A 19,283-nucleotide genomic window follows, 5' to 3' on the forward strand; every position below is an offset into this window, starting at 1 on the left:
AATGCCGACTTCTCGCCATAAAAAAAACACTCCCCAATCAGATAAACAGATTTGTTATTTTATCTGTCTACCTATTGGGGAGCATATCATATCGGATTCGCCTCTTCCTTCTTTAAATCACCCAGTTCCCAGCACGCATGATCGCTTCGCGTGAACCGTCTTCACGCTCCCCGTCGATATCCATCTCGGCCGACCCAATCATGAAGTCGACGTGTGTCATCGAATCGTTCGCCCCGTTCTCGGCGAGTTCTTCCGCTGACATCGACGGTCCGCCTTCAAGGCACGTCGAGTAGGCACGTCCGAGCGCCAAGTGGCATGAGGCGTTCTCATCGAACAACGTGTTGTAGAAGAGGAGGCCTGAGTTCGAGATTGGCGAATCGTCTGGAACGAGCGCGACTTCACCGATTCGGCGCGCCCCTTCGTCGAGGTTGAGTAACTCATCGAGTGCAGCCTGTCCCTGTTTCGCTTCCGCTCTCACGACTTTCCCACCTTCGAACCAAAGCGTGAACTCGTCAATCAAGTTTCCGCTGTAGCTGAGCGGTTTCGTGCTCGACACGTGTCCTTCGACCGCGTCTTTATCGGCAAGCGTGAACACTTCTTCGGTCGGCATGTTGGCGATGAAGTCGACGCCGTCCGTATTCGGTCCGCCGCCGCCAAGGAAGACGTGCTTCTTCGGAAGGCCGATCGTCAATTCCGTACCCGGCGCCTTATAATGCAGTTTCGCGTATTTCTTTTCCGTCAATAGCTTCGCACGTGTCCGAAGCGCTTGATCGTGTTCGTCCCACGCAGCGACGACGTCTGTTTCGTCCATGCGTGTCGCCGCGAAGATGGCACGCCAAAGTGCTGCGACCGCATCCTCACGGTCTGGGAACACTTTTTTCGCCCACGCGTCAGAAGCGCCGGCAATAATCGACCAGCTGACGTTATCGCTCATGACGTACTTCCGCCACTTCGCGAGTGCGACGCCGGCGGCACGGTTCGAATCCGCGATTCGAGACGAGTCGACACCGTTTAACGCATCGGGATCATCACTGACAATCGACAAGAACGCTGTCTTCTCTTCTGCAAGTTGCTCAAAACGAGCTTTCAACCATTCTGGGAATTCTTTAAATGAGTCTTGTGGCGCGTCAAAATAACGAATCTTCGTCGACTCCTCGTCGCTCCAGTTAACGAAAACTTGTTTGGCTCCAGCAGCGTATGCTGCTTTGACGACTTGACGGACGAGTGGTGCTTGGCTGATATCGGCACGGATTTCAAGCTGTTGGCCCGGTTGGATATTGACACCTTTTTTTACGGCGAGTTCCGCATAACGGGCAAACTCCGCTTCGGTCGGGATTGTATAAGTAGACATATGTACAGTTCCTCCTTTTTTCGTTCTCTCTTATTTTCTTAAATTTTCGGAAAAGTTGCAACCAAATCGCAAAAACGGGCATATTAGTAGATGTAGAAAGAAGGAGGAATTCATATGCCAGATTGGAAAACAACGTATGCACACTTTCTAGACACAGCGAAGACGGCGTACACAGCCAACGAACAGCGCGGAGATTTGCTCGTCCAAGGTGAACTCGCCCTCGCCAAAGTGACCGTCGACGTCGCTTCCTATGACATTTCGAACATCGAGCGTGAAGAAGAACTGACGCTATATTTCCAGATGAAACAGTTGCTCAATATATTGCGGGCAATCTATAACGATCAGTTCGATATGCAACCAGAAAAAGAAGACGCACTCGTCGCGGCCGTTCTCTATTTCGTCTCGCCGTTCGACGCTATCCCGGACGACGCACCGCTCGGTTTGTTCGACGATGCCCAAGTGATTGACTTCGTCCATGAACAACTCGCTAGCGATATCGACCGCTTTCATCACGAGATGTAAATCAGACTCTTGAAATTCAGCGTCGGTCGAAGTACGCTTGCTTGAGAACTTTATCAAAGGGGGCGTATGGCGCCTAGCCAACTTCTATGTATGCAAAATCAAGAAAACGAATCGCCGTCGAAACGGTCCTGTTCATTATCGCCGGGACGATTCTACAATCCATCTTCGTCGGTTTGCTCCTGAAGCCAAACGAAATCGGCTCGGGGGGAATCGTCGGAATCACACTCATTGTCAACGAACTATTCGGCACGCCAATCGGGCTAACTCAACTGTTGTTGAATATCCCGCTCTTCATCGTCGGAATCAAGTTTCTAGGAAAGCGATTTATTTTCATGACGGGAATCGTCGTCGTGTTGTCCTCGATTTTAATCGATGCGCTGCCGGTGCTCATTCCACCGACCCCGCTCGATGACCCACTCGTCGCTTCCGTCTTTAGTGGTATCGTTTCTGGCCTTGGGTTGGCGCTACTCTTATTCGCAGGCGCCTCGACAGGTGGACTCGACATTCTCGGAAAAGTCATCTATACGACGAATCGGAATCTCTCGCTCCCTAAAATCTTTTTGACGCAAGACATCATCGTGTACGTGCTCGTCTTCATTACGTTCGACATCAAGGCCGTCATGTATGCGCTCGTGCTCAGTTTCGTACGGTCGCGGACGCTATTGACGATTCACCGTTTCTTCTCGGCCCAAAAACAGTGCTTTATCATCTGTAAGAAGTCTGATGAAATCAACTTGGTGATCAAGCAGAATTTGAAGCGCGGTGTCACGATTATGGATGCGATCGGTGGATATTCGAACGACTCGAAGAAGATGCTTTACGTCGTCGTCCAGAACAACGAGATTCCAAAATTGCGCCAAATCGTGTCGGATATCGACTCGGAAGCGTTTATCACGGTGTCAGAAATCGATTCGGTCGTCGGTAACTTCAAAGAACATTCCTATACCCTTTAATCGACAACGCTTCGTTGTCGATTTTTTAGTGTAACAAACGTTGATTCGGTCCGATAATACGAGTGAGCCTAATAGAATATAGAAGGAGGTGCATGAGTTGTCTAGCCACTCCTTGCGCCAATCAGTTCCCGCCCTGCTCGTCGGGACGTTTTTTCTTGGACTGTTATTGATTGTTTTCAGTCCTTACGCGCTGCGCGAGACGAGCCTGTTCGTGTACTTGATCGTCGTCACGTGTATCGCGACTTTGTTTAGCTGTTACGCTGCCGTGACCCATCGTGGCATGCGACGTTATATCCACACCTTGATTACGGCCGGAAACGTCTGCTTCATCACGTACGTGACCGCCTTGCGTTATGAGGTACCTGTTTCGAGCGACTTGATGTTGTTTAGCCAAAACTTTTTTTATTTGATTATGGCACTCATCGTCATCACGCAGTCGATTGAGATTCGTACGTTGAAACTCCGCACGTTCGATGTATTCGCCTTGTTCAGTTTTCTGTTCGTCGGCGCACTCCATCTCTACTTTTATGTTTCACAGGGAGACGTGTATCGCGACTATTTGAACGGATTTGAAGAACAGATGGTGCTCGTCAGCCTTTATATGGTGCTCGCCTTCCTGTATTTGAATCGCATCGTCACATCGGGCCAATCGTTTCGAATCCTGCTTCTCATCGGAATCCTCGGCTTCACGGTCGCCTCGATCGTCAATCAAGTCGTCGCCTTTGGTGGGATTGGACATGACCTCGTCCATGTCCTGCAAGTGAGCAGCATCTTCCTCATCTCGCTCAGCTTTTTGTTTGATGAGACAGACGAGGATGTCCTCATCCATGACTCGGTGTTCGATTACATCATCTACAGCACGGTCGTGATGTTGTTCATGCTCGCATCCGATCGTCTGCTCGGCACGTCCGTCCTCGATTCGATGATTGCGAACGCCGTGTTGCTGCTTCTCATCCGGCAGTTCGTCGTCGCGAAACAAAACGCGTTGATTAGCCATCGCCTACATACCGTCAACACCGACCTCGAGACCGCCGTGACGACGAAAGCGCACGAACTCGAAATCCGCGAACAACAGTATCGCTCGCTGTTCGCCTATCACGCCGAACCGATTTTCTTATTCGACTTAGACGGCGAGGTGCTGTCGGTCAACGAAGCCGGTAGTTCCGTTCTCGGTCACACTGCCGAAACGCTAATCGGGACGAATATTCTCGACGTGATTGAGCCGAAGGACCGTGGCGCTTACGCGACCGCCCTTCACGACTTGACGTCCGGGCGTCCGGAGACGCTTGAGGTCAACATCGTGACCGATGATGGCACGAAGCGGGTCTGGCAACTGATGAACATCCCGATGATTATCAACGGTGACGTCGAAGGAATCTATGCCATCGTCAAAGACATCACACAAATGATCGTCCAGCAGGAACAAATTTTATATCAAGCGAACCACGACAGCTTGACCGGATTGCACAACCGCTACGCCCTCCAAGAGCAGATTGAACAGCTCATCGAGGATGGGCGACCGTTCACATTGATGTTCTCTGACTTGGACGGTTTTAAAGAAATCAACGACCAATTCGGACATCACATGGGCGACCAGTTGTTACAACATATCGGCAAACGGCTCCGTCTCGCCTTGTTGCCGAACGAATATGCCGGCCGTCTCGGTGGAGATGAATTCATCGTCGTTGCCGAACACGATGATAATGAGATGTTGATCGAACGGCTTCGTCGGCTCGTCTACAGCCCCCCTTACTATTTGGGCGGGACGCTCGTCGAGATTCACGCCTCCATCGGGATCGTCCGTTACCCTGAACACGGGGCGACGCTGAAACACTTACTGTCGAATGCCGATTTGGCGATGTACAAAGCAAAAGAGAAGGGACGGGATGAGACCGTCTTGTTTGCGCCAGAGCTACGCGAAGACAAAGAAGAACGCAAGCTGTTGATGGAAGGGCTCGACACCGCGCTCGAAAAAGGCGAAATCTCGCTTTATCTTCAGCCACAGGTCGATGCGGCATCGAAGCGAATCATCGGTGCCGAGGCGCTCATGCGCTGGCAACGTGACGGCGTCTTCATCCCGCCGAGCGAGTTCATCCCGATCGCGGAAGAGACGGGACACATCCAAGACCTCGGTCGATGGATGATTCACGAGACGTTCCAACTCATGTACGCGTTCGAACAAGGCGACATCGATTTGCCGAAGCTCTCGGTCAACTTGTCCGTGCGCCAACTATTCGATGAGCATTTGATTGACTATTTGACGACGCTCTTCAACCGTTTCCCGATTGAGCCGGGCCGCTTAAACTTCGAATTGACGGAGACAGTCGCGGCGCATCACTCAGAACGCGTCTTGAATCGTATCCTCGAATTGAAGGCGCTCGGGATCAAACTGTCCATCGACGACTTCGGGACCGGGTATAGCTCACTCGCCTACCTCGTCCGCTATCCGATTGACGAACTCAAGATTCCACGTGAGTTCACGATGCAACTCGAAGAGAATCGAGAGTATCAGACCGTCACCGCGACGATCGTCGCGATGGCGAGACAACTCGGGATGGCTCTCGTCGCCGAAGGGGTCGAAACCGAATATCAAGAGACGTTTTTGCGTCGCATCGGCTGCGACTCGATGCAAGGTTACCGCTACGCGAAACCGATGCCACTTGACGAGTTCGTCATCTTTTACATGAAACAACGACAATAACAAACGCCTCGGACCTGTTCTCGGTCCGAGGCGTTTTACGTTACTTCATCTCATACACTTTCACTTCACCCGGTTTCAAATCGACCCACAGGTCCCAGTTGTCATCGAAACTGTGCTCGGCATACGGCCATGAGTTCGGCGAATATACCATCTCAGCGAAGCGGCTCGCGTTCCAGTTCCGGCGACGCACACCGTCAAGGGCGACCTTGCCCTGTAACGGTTGATGCATACTTGTATTGGCGACGACGAGGAGCGTCTCGTTCGTGTCTGGACGCAACCAAGCCAGACCGATAAACGGCGCATCCATCTGCCCCATCGTCAGCGGCTCAAAGTGGCTCGGGTTGACGAGGACATCGAGCCAACGCCGACGGATGCCAGCCACTTGATGCATCAGTTCAATCATCTCGTCCCGTTCAGGATGATCCCAATGGAACTGATAGGCGTCAAAAAAGGCGAGCTTCCCGAAGTACGGGTCGGTCGGGAAGAGTTGATACGCTTCTTCCGGTCGACAGTCGAGGCCGGTGTTCATCGGTTGCGTCTCATACAGTTCGAGCCCCGAGTTCGTCATCGGTACCCCGTTCGGCATGAACCCGTTCAACACGGTGAGCAATCGGCTCGCTTGACGGCCGCCGTCACGGGTCGCGATGCGGCGTGTGTCCGCGGTCTCACCGGCGGCGAACACCGGGAGCGGCAAGAAACGCGAGTCATAAAAGAATTGGTGCGTGTCGTGCGTATCAAAGCGCGGCTCTTTATAGAACCCGTATCCGATAATCATGTTATAACCGGCGTCACGCGCCGCCCAAGCCCCCACTTCAATCAACTCTTCGGCGATGAAGCTGAAGTTCGAATCGAGCGCACGTGGCTCTGTCAAGATTCGTTGCGCCAAATCGACCGGTAACGCGTGCCCCATGTCGATGCGCGCACCGTCGATTCCATACTCCCGCTGATAATGCGGGATGATATCCGTCAGCATCGCCCAAAGTGGCTCATTGATTTGCTCGCCCCGGAACTGGTTCGACTTGATCGAATCGAACAAGATGTACGGCGCCAAGTTCGCGTCGTTCACGTACGGGCCGGCAGCCGTCGGATGGTCGAGGAACAAGCGGAAGTACGTGACGTCAGACCATGGCGGCTGCGGGTCGTTGATGCAGTCCGAGAACGCCGGGGCGGTCGTCAATCCGAATTCCCGTTCGATGACGGCGAGCAAGTTCTCTTCCGGATGATCGAGTAAATAGCTTTTCACCTGCTCCCACTTCGCCGCATCGACCAAGTTTGGCGCCATCGAGAAGCGACGCAAATGTTGCCATACATCTTGCGAGCCGTAAATCATCGGCAAGAACGCGTATTCCGGCTTCACGTTCTCACCGATTCCCGGTACGTGCGGCGGATGATAATGGTCGAGCTCGGCGACCGGAATCCAATAGAACCATTCCGGGTTCTTTAGAATCAATCGGTTATCGCGCGCGCACGTGCGGGGAATGACATCGATGACGACACGGATGCCGACCATGTGACACGCTTCGACGAACGCCGCAAACTCTTCTTCGACGGTCAAGCCGTCCCCGGTGAGCGTCTCTTTCAATTCCTCGTCAATCGCAAAAAAGTCTTGGACGGCGTACGGTGAACCGAACTCGCCCTTTTTATTCTTGTGGCTGTGTTGCGAGATTGGCAACAAGAACAACGTGTCAATGCCCATATAGAGGAGATGCGGCAACAAAGCGAGCGTCTTCACGAACGTCCCCGTATCCTTCATTCCTTGTGAATTGTTCATCTCGACATAGCCCGACCCGTCATGGTCCCAAGACGTCGACGTCCGCACTTGCATCGAGTAGACCGAAGCCCGCTTGATCCAGTCGCCGCCTGTCTCTAGATAAGCGTCCGCCTTGGCGACAGATTCGGTATAGTCACGGCCGTCGACTGCATGCGGAAGAATGCCTTTCTCGATCGTCTCGATTAAGAAATCGTATGGGTTGACCCGTTCGACACCATCACGGACCGGCTCCGACAAAAAGCGCATTCGATTCCACAAAGACGGGATTTCATAGTGTAAATCGGTCCGTTTGTCTTTTAACACTTGGTGTAACTTTTTTAACGACGAGTTCTCTGGCATAGTTATTCTCCTTATGATTGAAATCGTACCTCATCCCAATTGTAAACGATAACAAGGTACACCATCCTATGTATTTAAACGTTTACCCGTTTTTTTCTTTTCCAAAAAAATAATTTATGCCGAACGCTTAAAATTGTTGTACGATTGTCATCAGAAGGGAGGGAAGCACCATGTCTCAGCGGAAATGGTTGGCGTTATTCGGTGCATTGGCCATTTTGCTCGTCCTCGTCATCGCCAGCTTCATCGTCCAGTTGCGCAATACGAACGAGCGAATCGAGGCCATCCACGGGCCTCGACTCGATTCCTATCAAGCCATCGAAGAAATCATGTATTACAACATCGAACGGGCCAACGCGATTCGTGGGCTTCTCGCCTATGACGACCGACGCTTCCTCGAAGCGTACTACAGCATGTCCCAACGCGCGAAAGAGTTGAAGGCCTCCATCGCAGGCGACCCAGAAACACCGAGTTCCCTTCTCGATTTATTGTATCGGGACGGCATTTGGGAACAAGAGGCGGACCGTGTGCTCGTCATCTATGAGACCGGCGACCTTGCGGAAGCGACCGCCGTCGCCGAGACGATGACCGATCAACGCCAGACGATTTTAGAGGACTTGCGTTCGTTGAAGAAGATGCAGTATAACGACATTCGTAAGCAGTTGACAGCGACTCAGCGTGAAATCGACATCGCGACTCAAGCACTCATCTCGGTTGCCATCCTGCTCATCGCCATCCTCGTCATTCTCATCTTTTTGATGGCCAAGACGAAAAAGCGGATCGATCGAGACTGATCGGTCCGCTCGCCTCAACCTCGGTTGGGGTCTTTTTTTGTACTTCGAATCAAACGTGTCGCATTCGCAATCGCAATCAAAGCGACTCCTACGTCCGCGAAGACCGCTTCCCACATGGAGGCGATTCCCCAAACGCCTAGGATAAGAAAGAGTGCTTTCATGAAGAAAGCGAAGACGATATTTTGCCAAACGATTTGTTTCGTACGTCTCCCTAGCTCGATTGCCGTGAGGAGGTCGTGCGGTTCGTCATTCATCAACACGACGTCGGCAGCCCCGACCGCTGCGTCGCTCCCAATTCCTCCCATGACGAGACCGACGTCCGCTCGAGCCAGTGCCGCGGCATCGTTCATGCCGTCCCCGACAAACGCAACCTTCCCGTCTTTTACGAGTCGTTCGACCGCTTCAACTTTTTCATGGGGCAAGAGCTCGCTCGTCACTTCATCGAGGCCAAGTTCCGCACCGACCGCCTCGGCGACGACGGCCCGGTCACCGGTCAACATGACCGTCCGGTATCCGCCGCGTTTCAAGGCAAGAATCGTCTCGCGTGCATCTCGTTTGAGTGCATCCATCAGTTCAATCCGTCCTAACCATTCGTCATTTTTGACGATGTGCACGTGCGTTCCGACCCGAGCCCCCTGGACACGATGGCCTAACTTCTCCATGTAGCGGGCACTGCCGACGTAGATGCGGTCTTCCCCGTCCACCGCCATCAGGCCATAACCCGGCTCTTCATGGACATCGGCAAAAGAAGTCCCTTCCCCAGCAAGTTCGACGATGGCCGTCGCGAGCGGGTGTGTCGAAGCACGCTCGACACGCGCGGCAATCTGAACGAGTTCGTCCGTCGACAGCTGTCCGTTCGTCTCGATGGACGTGACGTTAAACTGCCCCGTCGTGAGCGTTCCCGTCTTATCGAATACAATCGTATCCACTTCAGCGAGCGCGTCTAAGTACTGGCCCCCTTTTACCAAGATGCCTCGTCTCGACCCAGCCCCGATGCCGCCGAAATATCCGAGCGGAATCGAGATGACGAGCGCACACGGGCAACTGATGACAAGGAAAATCAACGCGCGATATACCCATTCCTCTAATGTTCCGCCAAAGAGCGGCGGGACGAACGCGACGATGGCGGCCAGACCGACGACGACGGGTGTATAGATTTTTGCGAGACGGGTGATCATTTGTTCGGTCTTCGCCTTCTTCGCGCTCGCCTCTTCGACGAGAGCGATCATCTTTTGAAGGGTCGATTCCGTCGACCGACGTTCGACGATGACTTCTAACCGTCCATCCAAATTCAACATGCCGGCGAGAACGGGCTCACCCGCCTCCACCGATTTCGGAAGCGACTCACCGGTGAGAGAGGCCGTGTTGAGCGAACTTGCGCCCGTGGCGACGCGCCCGTCCATCGGGACGAGCTCGCCCGGTAAGACGACGAGCCTCGATCCAATTGCCACTTCTTCTGGCCGGCGTATAGCTTCTTGATCGGCTTCAAGCACCCGCGCCATCGTCGGTTTCATCGTCAACAACGACTGGATGGAACGACGGGAAGCTCGGACGGCCCGACCTTGAACGTATTCTCCGAGCTGATAGAACAGCATGACGGCTACCGCCTCCGGATACTCGTTGATCGCAAAGGCGCCGAACGTCGCAATCGTCATTAAAAACTTCTCGTCGAACCACTCTCGATGCCAGGTGTTTCGAATCGCAGCGTACACAACGTCATATCCGACGATCACATACGCTATGGCATAAAAGAAGAGTGAGTCAGACCAGATCCCGACACCAAACAAGGCGAGCGCCGTCCCAAAGCGCCACAAAAGATGATTGACGTGATCGCCCGTTGCTTCCTTTCGAGCAAAGTGGGCCCCTGGTTCAATCTGTGCCATCTCTTGTTCAATCGATTGCAGTTCCGCGTCATGGTCATTCGGTTCATTCCATTCGATCATCATGCGACTCGCCGCAAAATCGATTTGACACGATGCCACACTCGATCGGCCTTCGACACGTCGTTCGATTTTAGCCGCGCAGTTTGTACACGTTACACCTTCGATCGGCAAGATATCTCGATTCGCCATCTCGCATTCCTCCTGTTACATTCAAATATTCATTTGAATATAGCATAACGCTGTTACTCGACGCCCGCAACCAAAAAAAACTTCCGCCATGGAGCGGAAGTTCCAGATTGTAGAAAAAGTCACGTTTCAGGCGAATTGAAACGTGACTTTTTCGTTTTCGGGCCTTGAGGCGTTCTGCCCGAGACCCTGTTCAGGCGAGCTGGGCTTTCTTCCATGCCAAGCCTGCCATCTTCTTGAGATTGAGGGCGGCAAAGGGTAGCATCGCCTCCATGACGGGTTCTCCACCTCTCATTATAAAAAAGGAGCGCGGATACGAAATGAGGGATGGATGCGTGGACCGACCAAGGGCACGGCGAGACTTCTAGGGGAATAGCAAGCAAAGGGAGACCCAGCAGCGTTAAGCGATGCGGCTCCCTGCTTGCCCCCAGAAAAGCGAGCTGTGCCCGGTCGGACAAATAAAAAAACTGCAGACAATGTTTTGTCTACAGCCTGAAACTTCCGCAATGGAGCGGAAGTTCGTTAAGGTTCAGTCGGATGCCGTTCAGCGCTGTGCGCCATCGCAATCTCGACAAGTGAGCGGACATGGTCGTCATCGAGCGAATAATAGACGACTTTTCCGTCTTTCCGATACTTGACGAGCCCTTGGTCGAGGAGCGTCCGCAAGTGATGGGACGCCGTCGCGTTCGAATGCCCGATCACGGCCGCCACGTCACACACGCATAACTCCTGTTCGAGCGTCAACACATACAACACCTTCATTCGTGTCGGATCGGCAAACGCCTTAAATAATCGACTAACGCGTGTCGCATCAAATTGGTCAAGTTGCGTTTGCAGTTCGGCTACTTGTTCCTGTTGAATCGCAATCGTCTCGCATTGGGGTGCCTTCATCGATGTCACCTCGTTTCTCGTTACCTATAGTTTAGCAAATCGAGTTCACAAAATCTGTTATATATTATTATTGACTTAATAACACCTGTTATAATACAATCAAAACAACCAAATACGAATCCACGACCTTGAAGGAGGCATTTCATCATGAACGAATGGGCAAGCCGTCTCGAATCATCGGTTGAATTTTATCGGAAGTTACCGGACAAGACATGTCAAGAGTGTGGGCAACATATGGACGAACAGTGTGAGTCTTATGAGAGCACATGCTCCTCATGTGCTGAAAAGCTTCAACTCGCAGAATAAACAATCCCCTCGGAATCGTTTCCGAGGGGATTGTGCGTTACCCGAGATGATAGCCGGCGTAAGCGGCAAGAATCCCGAGGATGTATGTGGCGAATAAATACAGGCCGAACTGAACCCAGTCTTTCGTCACGAAGCGCATCACTTCGAGCTTGAACGTCGAGAACGTCGTGAACGAACCGAGAAAGCCGACCCCGACTCCAAGCAGCACTGTCTCGTTCATCGACGCGTTGAACAGATAGCCAAGAAAGAACGAACCCGTCACGTTCACGAACAGCGTCGCCCAAGGGAAAACCGAGGCCGTCCATCGCTTCACAAGTTGACCGATGCCAAACCGGGCCATCGCCCCAAAGAACGCACCGACCATGACAGCCAAAATCGTCATGACGCTCCCCCCTTACGATGTTCAAACCGACGAAAACGTCGGTTGCCCAACCTATAGCCTAACCATGAGCTCAACAAGCCGAGGACGACACTGAGCGTGACGTAAACCATCGCACCGACGAGGTTTCTCGCCTCAATCATGACGATCGTCTCGACACTGAACGTCGAAAACGTTGTAAACGACCCGATGAATCCCGTCCCGAGCGCCGTCACGACCATCGGTGACAAGCGTCCTGTCCGAAACAAGAAGTGCGTGAGCCAACCGAGCACAAAACTTCCAATCAAATTGACCGCGAGCGTCTCAAACGGAAACGACCCGCCATAAACGTTATGCACGCCAACGCCAATCTCATAGCGAAGCAACGCCCCGAGCGCACCGGCCAGTCCAACGTATACATACAGCATCGCTGTTCCTCCCTAATGAAAACACCTGCCGTTATTTGCGGCAGGTGTCTGATTGCTTCTTAAATTATAACAAAATGGGCCTGCTTATGAAATAGCCGCTGGAGCGAATACGGCCGAAATGGCCTCGAACGCTTCGTCGAGCTCTTCCTTCGTGATCACGAGCGGAGGCGCGAGGCGAATGACCGTCTCGTGTGTCTCTTTACATAACAGCCCACGCTCTTTCAGTGCCTCACAGTACGGACGGGCCGCCTCGGTCAATTCGATCCCGATAAACAGTCCGCGTCCGCGCACTTCTTTAATCAACGGGTTGTCGATTGTCTTCAAGCGGTCCATGAAGTACGTGCCGAGTTCGAGCGAACGCTCTGGAAGTTTCTCTTCTTCGAGCACTTCAAGCGAGGCAATCGAGACGGCCGCTGCGAGTGGGTTTCCACCGAACGTCGAACCGTGTGACCCTGGGCTGAACACGCTGAGCACGTCTTCATTGGCCGCGACACACGAAACCGGGAATACGCCGCCTCCTAACGCTTTTCCAAGGATGAACATATCTGGCTCGACACCTTCCCACTCGATGGCGAACCATTTTCCAGAACGACCGAGGCCAGATTGAATCTCATCGGCGACGAACAAGACGTTCTGCTCACGGCACAGCTCGCTCGCACGCTTCAAATAGCCTTCCGGCGGGATGATGATACCGGCTTCTCCTTGAATCGGTTCGACGATGAACGCCGCTGTGTTTTCCGTCAACGCCGCTTCAAACGCTTCGATGTCACCGTATGGGACGACTTTGAATCCTGGCAAGAGCGGGCCGAACCCACGCTGATATTCGGCCTCTGTCGACATCGATACAGCCGCCATCGTCCGTCCGTGGAAGTTTCCGGAGCAGACGATAATCTCTGCCTGTCCTGGAATCTGTTTCACTTCATACGCCCAGCGCCGCGCCGCTTTGACGGCTGTCTCGACCGCCTCAGCGCCCGTGTTCATCGGTAACACCATCTGTTTATTTGTAAGCGTTACCACTTTTTCGTAAAAACGGCCGAGTTGGTCATTGTAAAACGCCCGTGACGTCAACGTGATTTTGTCTGCTTGATCTTTAAGTGCTTGAATGATTTTCGGATGACAATGCCCCTGGTTGACAGCCGAATAAGCGCTCAACATATCCATGTAACGGTTCCCCTCTGGATCCGTCACCCAAATCCCTTTCGCCTCCGAGATGACGATTGGGAGCGGATGATAGTTGTGCGCCCCGAACTTCTCTGTCAATTCAATCACATCTTGTGTCTTTGACATTTGATTTCCCCCTTGTTTTAAAAAGTCGTTCTTACTCTTTCAGTATATGATGACCGTCTTTCTTTTGACAACGGCGAACTTGCCCATTCCTCGGGTTGGGAAAATAAGGTACACTGAACGTAGACTATGATTCATTTGATGAGGATGGGAGGAATTCGTGTGGCTTCTTTACGTGACTTGCCGATTGATGCGTTCATCGATGCGCTGTCAATTCCGTGCTGTTATATCGATCTCGGCGGCGACGTCCTACTTTGGAACGAACATGCGACAGCGCTGTTCGGATGGGAACGGGACGAGGTGCTCCACCAAGCGTTGCCTGTCGTCGAACAGTTAGACAGTGCGCTCGAAACGTGGGCACCCCTGCTCCTCCAATATCCGTTCTCGACGACGGCGATGACGCCGTTTCAACATAAAGACGGGTCGCTCGTCTATGCGACCGCTTATTTGCAATCATTCGCCATCGCCGGCTATACCGGCTACTTCCTTGCCTTTTTACCGAAAAGGTTCGGTCCGCTCATCAGTACCGAACAGTTCAACTTGTTGCATCACTTCCAAGCGATGATTGAACAGACGACATATTACTTATCCGCCGATGCCGACGGGAGAATCACGGCTGTCAATCCGATGCTCTGTGAATTGATCGGTGAATCGGAGCATCGCTTCATCGGCCTAGACTGGTTCGATCTCGTGCATCCAATGCATGAGAAAGCGCCCATCGCCGATACGGTGCGCGCAGCCCTTTCCTCTGACCGGATTTGGCACGGGGAGATGCCGATTCAATCGAAACGGCATACGACGAACGTCTGTTGGCTCAATTTGACCGTCGTCCCGATTTTAAGTGAACAGGGCGAGGTGCTCCAATATACGGCGTTCGGCTTCGACGTCTCCGACAAGAAACGGCTCGAACGTGAAGTCGAGTATTTGGCGTATCACAACGACTTGACCGGCCTACTGAACAAGAAAGGCTGGTTGCGCGAATATCGCGACATCCTTCAGCTCGCTGATCAATCCGAAGGAATCGTCCATATCGCCCTGTTCGATATTGATCGCTTCAAAATCATCAATGAATCGTTCGGCTCTCGCGTCGGTAACGAACTGTTGCTTCAAATCAAAGAGCGTGCCTCTCGTCACCTCCCGGACACGAGCGTCATGTTCCATCCGTCTGGCGGCTTGTTCGGCGTCTTGTTCTTGGAGCAATCGAAAGAGGATGTATTCCGGTTGTTGCGTCAGTTGCAATATGAGCTACAACGCCCGTTCCGCATCTATCATCATTCGATCATGCTGTCGATTTCAATCGGTTGTGTGTTCTACCCGTCCGCGACGAACTCACTCGAAGAATTGTACGCCCGGGCGGAAAGCGCCTTGTTCAAAGGCAAGCGAATCGGGGTCGGAACGATCCAATTCGTCACGAAAGACATGGACGACGCGTTCTCACGTCAAATCCATATTGAAAAAGCGCTCTATCAAGCGCTTGAAGAAAAACATTTCTATCTAGAGTATCAACCGAAGTATGAGTTGAAGACGGATCGACTCATCGGATTCGAGGCGTTGCTGCGCTGGCATCACGACGAGCTCGGCCAAATCCCGCCGTCCGAGTTCATCCCGCTCGCCGAAGAGATGGCGCTCATCGTTCCGATCAACAACTGGGTCATCTTAGAAGCGGCGAAACAGTTGAAGGTGTGGCAACCGCTCGTCGACCATTCGTTGTCGATGGCCGTCAACATCTCGCCGAACCAATTCCGAAGCGAGAGCTTCATCAATACACTTCGAAACATTAAACAACAGCTGCATTTGAATCCGACGGACATGATTCTCGAAATCACGGAAAGTCTTGTCATGCAGCAGACCGAGGAGATCATCGCCCGGATGAATCAAATCAAACGTCTCGACTACCGCTTGTCAATCGATGACTTCGGTACCGGCTTCTCTTCGCTCCAATACTTGAAGTCGTTCCCAGTCGACGAGCTGAAAATCGACAAAGTCTTTTTAGACGATTGGCTCGCTTTAAAATCACACTTACTCGATGTCATCGTCCACCTCGGTAAGAGCTTGAACCTTCATGTCGTTGCAGAAGGCGTCGAGGATGAAGAGATGCTCGACCATTTGCGAACGACCGACTGCGACTCGTTCCAGGGGTTCTTATACGCCAAACCGATGCCGCCTGAGCGCATCATCGAGCTATTGACTAATCAGAAGCACAATAAAAATCACTGACCAACGCGGTCAGTGATTTTTAGTTACAGCGCAATCGTCGCCGTCAACAGCCCATACACGCCATACGTGGCGGCGAGGAGAATCAGGACGGCAATCGCATATTGCATCCGGCTGAGAAACGGACGTCCCTGCTCCCGTTCCGCCACCATGAACACGAAGATTCCTGGTGCGTATAAAATCATCGCGATGAGGACGTACTCGATGCCAGACGCATAGAGCAACCAAGCGGCGTACAGCGAGGCGATGCCTGACACGACGAGCAAGCGGCGCGCGTGCATGCGCCGTGCTTCTTTCCATCCAAATAGCGCCGAGAACAAGTAAGGGACGAGCGCCGCGATTCCGGCGATGCTCGACAGTACCAAATACGTCTGTTCGGAGAAAAGCGCGATGACCGTCACGATTTGAGTGAACAGTTGCGTGATGAACAGCGCGTTCACAGGCGTCTCATTTCGATTCAATCGATTGAACACGCGCGGGAACACCCCGTCCCGGCTCGCCACATAAGAGATTTCGGTCGCTAAAATCGTCCAACCGAGTAGGGCACCCCCAAGTGAAACGAGTAGGCCGATGTTGATGAACGTCGCGCCAATCGGACCGACGACCGCCTCGAGCACGTACGCCATCGACGGTTCCGGGAGCGCCGCTAGCTGTTCTTGCGTCATCACCCCGAATGAGAAAATCGAAATCATCATATAGATGAGAAGCGTCCCGACGAGTCCGATGACCGTCGCCCGTCCGACATCGCGCTTATGGCGCGCACGAGACGAGAGGACGACCGCCCCTTCAATCCCGACGAACGCCCAAAGTGTGACGAGCATCGTTGATTTGACTTGAGGAAACACGTGCGACCAGCTGAAGCCATCGCTTCCCCAAAAATCGATTTGGAACGTCTCAATTCGAAACGCGAACAAAATCAAGATGATGAAGAGGAAGAGCGGCACGAGCTTGGCGATCGTCGTGACGATATTCAGGAGCGCGGCCTCGCGCATCCCCATCCGAATCAACCAAAACAATCCCCAGATGAGGAGTGCGCTCATCAGCAACCGAAACGTTCGATGCTCAGCCGAAAAGATGGGGAAGAAGTAGCTGAGCGTGCTGAAGATGAGGGTGATGTTCGCGACCGTGCCGATCCAGGCGGACATCCAGTAGCCCCAACCGCTGTTGAATCCGATGAAGCGACCGAAGCCCTCCTTCGCATACGCATAAATCCCACCGTCGAGTTCCGGACGCAGATTCGCTAAAAATTGAAAGACGAACGCCAGCATGATCATGCCGAGCCCGGTAATCGACCACCCAATCAAGACGGATCCGACCCCTGCCCCTTGCGCCATCGCACCTGGTAAATTAAACGCCCCGCCGCCAATCATCGTACCAACGACCATTGCCGCGAGACCAAAAAAGCCGATTCCGGCTGTCTGTGACTTCATTCAAAACGACCTCCACTTGCTTTGACGTCTGACGAATAACTATACACGCATAGCGTATAATCATCCGACGATTTTTCCATTCTACTGAATAAAAGGGTCGTTTGATAGGTATTTTACTAATGTTTATATTTTCGAATAATTAAGATAAATAAATTGCGTATTCATAATAATTGTAGTTTAATAAACACTATATTCGAAACAATCAGAATTTTCGGGAGGAATCACAATGCGCAACAAGAAATGGTTAGCTTTATCGGGAGTCGCATTACTCGCCACAGCAGCTTGCGGAGGCGGCGAAGAATCATCAAGCTCTTCTGAAGGTTCTTCATCAGGCGACGCGAAAAAAGAAATCACACTCGTTTCGGCGACGGACTTGCCACAGCTTGACCCGACGCTGACGACGGATTCAACGTCAATCATCGTAACGAACAACGTCTTCGAGGGACTGTATCGACTCGATGAGAACAACCAACCGACACCAGGGATCGCAGAAGATGTCGACGTGTCAGAGGACGGCCTTACATACACATTCAAATTACGTGACGCCAACTGGTCTGACGGCTCACCGATTACGGCCGACGATTTCGTTTACTCATGGAAACGCGCCTTGAACCCTGAGACGGGTGCCGAGTACGCCTACATCTTGCAAGACTTGAAAAACGCCAACAGCATTCTCGCAGGCGAAGCTGACGTCGACGACCTCGGTGTCAAAGCCGTTGACGAGAAGACACTCGAAGTTACATTGGAAGCACCGGCTCCTTACTTCCTCGGGTTGACTGGCTTCCCGACGTATATGCCACAAAAACAAGAGTTCGTCGAAGAACAAGGCGAAGCGTTCGCAACTACCGTCGACAAAACACTTTACAACGGCCCTTACGTGCTCGAAAGTTGGCAAGATAACACGGGTTGGGTATACAAGAAAAACCCAGACTATTGGGATGCAGACAACGTGAAGATGGAGACGATCAACGTCAAAGTCGTGAAAGATGTCTCGACAGGCGTCAACTTATTCGAATCAGAGGAGGCGGACTATACGCTCCTCTCATCTGAATTCGTACCGCAATTCCAAGACAGCGACGAGTTCAAGACGCGTGCTGACGCACGCATCAACTTCTTGCGCTTCAACCAAAAGAACGAGGCGCTCCAAAACGTCAACATCCGCGAGGCGCTCGCAAAAGGGTTCGATAAACAAGGTGTCACGGACGTCATCTTGACAGACGGTTCACAACCTGCGAACTTTATCGTGGCGAAAGACTTCACGTACACGTCTGACGGTGCGGACTTCCGTGAGAAGTATCCAGACCTTCTCAGCTATAACGTCGACGAAGCGAAAGCGGCGTGGGAAAAAGGATTGTCTGAACTTGGTGTCGAGACAGTCGAACTTGAGTTCCTCTCACGTGACGAAGAAGCGTTCAAAAAAGTGAACGAGTTCATCAAAGGTGAGCTCGAGAAGAACTTGCCAGGACTTACGCTTAACATTAAGCAACAACCGTTCAAAAACTTCCTCGAGCTCGAGGGTGCGGGCGACTATGACGTCTCTGCTGCCGGTTGGGGGCCAGACTATCAGGATCCAATGACGTATCTCGACATGTGGGTCACAGACGGTCCGTTCAACCGGATGGCCTACTCGAACGAAGAGTACGACAAGCTCGTTCAAGAAGCGAAGAAAGAAGCCGATGAGATGAAACGTTGGGAGACGATGCAAGAAGCAGAACGCATCTTGCTTGAAGATGACTTCGCCATCGCACCGATCTATCAAAAAGGTGAGGCGTACCTCGAACGTACGAACATTAAGAACATGTACCGCCACCCGTTCGGAGCTGACGCAAGCTTCAAATGGTTGGACGTCAACTAATCGACAACCCTTTCCGCGCA

At 52.4% G+C, this 19,283-nt stretch carries 15 protein-coding genes; 7 read left to right on the top strand and 8 right to left on the bottom strand.

What is annotated here, in order from left to right; all coding sequences use genetic code 11:
* Positions 1 to 112 precede the first annotated feature (112 nt).
* A complete protein-coding gene (locus KNP76_RS06895; RefSeq protein WP_214843691.1) occupies positions 113 to 1,351 on the bottom strand; it encodes an aminopeptidase in 1,239 nt (412 codons plus the stop codon).
* A gap of 114 nt (positions 1,352 to 1,465) precedes the next feature.
* Between KNP76_RS06895 and KNP76_RS06900 the strand changes: the two genes are divergently transcribed.
* From KNP76_RS06900 to KNP76_RS06910, 3 genes are all read left to right on the top strand, one after another.
* Complete coding sequence (locus KNP76_RS06900) at positions 1,466 to 1,873, top strand: YkvA family protein (protein WP_211779947.1); 408 nt, start codon at positions 1,466 to 1,468, stop codon at positions 1,871 to 1,873.
* An 86-nt stretch (positions 1,874 to 1,959) separates the two neighbouring features.
* Complete coding sequence (locus KNP76_RS06905; RefSeq protein ID WP_051690222.1) at positions 1,960 to 2,826, top strand: YitT family protein; 867 nt, start codon at positions 1,960 to 1,962, stop codon at positions 2,824 to 2,826.
* 112 nt (positions 2,827 to 2,938) lie between these two features.
* A complete protein-coding gene (locus KNP76_RS06910; RefSeq protein ID WP_251137386.1) occupies positions 2,939 to 5,527 on the top strand; it encodes a putative bifunctional diguanylate cyclase/phosphodiesterase in 2,589 nt (862 codons plus the stop codon).
* 40 nt (positions 5,528 to 5,567) lie between these two features.
* On the opposite strand, the gene KNP76_RS06915 is transcribed toward KNP76_RS06910, so the two are convergent.
* Entirely contained in the window at positions 5,568 to 7,637 is a 2,070-nt protein-coding gene (locus KNP76_RS06915) for an alpha-amylase family protein (protein WP_251137387.1), read from the bottom strand.
* A 170-nt stretch (positions 7,638 to 7,807) separates the two neighbouring features.
* Here KNP76_RS06915 and KNP76_RS06920 point away from each other — a divergent pair, with 170 nt between their 5' ends.
* Positions 7,808 to 8,428: a hypothetical protein gene (locus KNP76_RS06920; RefSeq protein ID WP_034807553.1), complete on the top strand. Its 621-nt coding sequence runs from the start codon at positions 7,808 to 7,810 to the stop codon at positions 8,426 to 8,428.
* Positions 8,429 to 8,442: 14 nt separating this feature from the next.
* Here KNP76_RS06920 and KNP76_RS06925 read toward each other — a convergent pair whose 3' ends face one another.
* Positions 8,443 to 10,500, bottom strand: coding sequence for a heavy metal translocating P-type ATPase (locus tag KNP76_RS06925; RefSeq protein WP_034807550.1), 2,058 nt, complete (start codon positions 10,498 to 10,500; stop codon positions 8,443 to 8,445).
* A 519-nt stretch (positions 10,501 to 11,019) separates the two neighbouring features.
* Positions 11,020 to 11,388 (bottom strand): ArsR/SmtB family transcription factor, encoded by a 369-nt coding sequence (locus KNP76_RS06930; protein ID WP_034809929.1) that lies wholly within the window; start codon positions 11,386 to 11,388, stop codon positions 11,020 to 11,022.
* A 147-nt stretch (positions 11,389 to 11,535) separates the two neighbouring features.
* Here KNP76_RS06930 and yhfH point away from each other — a divergent pair, with 147 nt between their 5' ends.
* A complete protein-coding gene (gene yhfH / locus KNP76_RS06935) occupies positions 11,536 to 11,694 on the top strand; it encodes a protein YhfH (RefSeq protein ID WP_081825919.1) in 159 nt (52 codons plus the stop codon).
* A 37-nt stretch (positions 11,695 to 11,731) separates the two neighbouring features.
* Here yhfH and KNP76_RS06940 read toward each other — a convergent pair whose 3' ends face one another.
* The 3 genes from KNP76_RS06940 to KNP76_RS06950 all read right to left on the bottom strand — a co-directional run bounded on the left by KNP76_RS06940 (position 11,732) and on the right by KNP76_RS06950 (position 13,767).
* On the bottom strand, positions 11,732 to 12,076 hold the full coding sequence (locus KNP76_RS06940; RefSeq protein WP_034814391.1) for a fluoride efflux transporter FluC: 345 nt from the start codon (positions 12,074 to 12,076) through the stop codon (positions 11,732 to 11,734).
* Entirely contained in the window at positions 12,073 to 12,480 is a 408-nt protein-coding gene (gene crcB / locus KNP76_RS06945) for a fluoride efflux transporter CrcB (protein WP_034809934.1), read from the bottom strand. The genes KNP76_RS06940 and crcB overlap by 4 nt, the downstream gene beginning before the upstream one ends.
* 84 nt (positions 12,481 to 12,564) lie before the next feature.
* Complete coding sequence (locus KNP76_RS06950; protein ID WP_214843695.1) at positions 12,565 to 13,767, bottom strand: ornithine--oxo-acid transaminase; 1,203 nt, start codon at positions 13,765 to 13,767, stop codon at positions 12,565 to 12,567.
* Positions 13,768 to 13,926: 159 nt separating this feature from the next.
* Here KNP76_RS06950 and KNP76_RS06955 point away from each other — a divergent pair, with 159 nt between their 5' ends.
* Positions 13,927 to 15,981, top strand: coding sequence for a putative bifunctional diguanylate cyclase/phosphodiesterase (locus KNP76_RS06955; RefSeq protein WP_371816170.1), 2,055 nt, complete (start codon positions 13,927 to 13,929; stop codon positions 15,979 to 15,981).
* A gap of 23 nt (positions 15,982 to 16,004) precedes the next feature.
* Here KNP76_RS06955 and KNP76_RS06960 read toward each other — a convergent pair whose 3' ends face one another.
* On the bottom strand, positions 16,005 to 17,408 hold the full coding sequence (locus KNP76_RS06960; protein WP_214843697.1) for a basic amino acid/polyamine antiporter: 1,404 nt from the start codon (positions 17,406 to 17,408) through the stop codon (positions 16,005 to 16,007).
* A gap of 226 nt (positions 17,409 to 17,634) precedes the next feature.
* Here KNP76_RS06960 and KNP76_RS06965 point away from each other — a divergent pair, with 226 nt between their 5' ends.
* A complete protein-coding gene (locus tag KNP76_RS06965) occupies positions 17,635 to 19,263 on the top strand; it encodes a peptide ABC transporter substrate-binding protein (RefSeq protein ID WP_214843699.1) in 1,629 nt (542 codons plus the stop codon).
* Positions 19,264 to 19,283 lie beyond the last annotated feature (20 nt).

It is taken from the genome of Exiguobacterium sp. s150 (genome assembly GCF_018618435.1).
GTDB classification, from domain to species: Bacteria; Bacillota; Bacilli; order Exiguobacteriales; family Exiguobacteriaceae; genus Exiguobacterium; species Exiguobacterium alkaliphilum.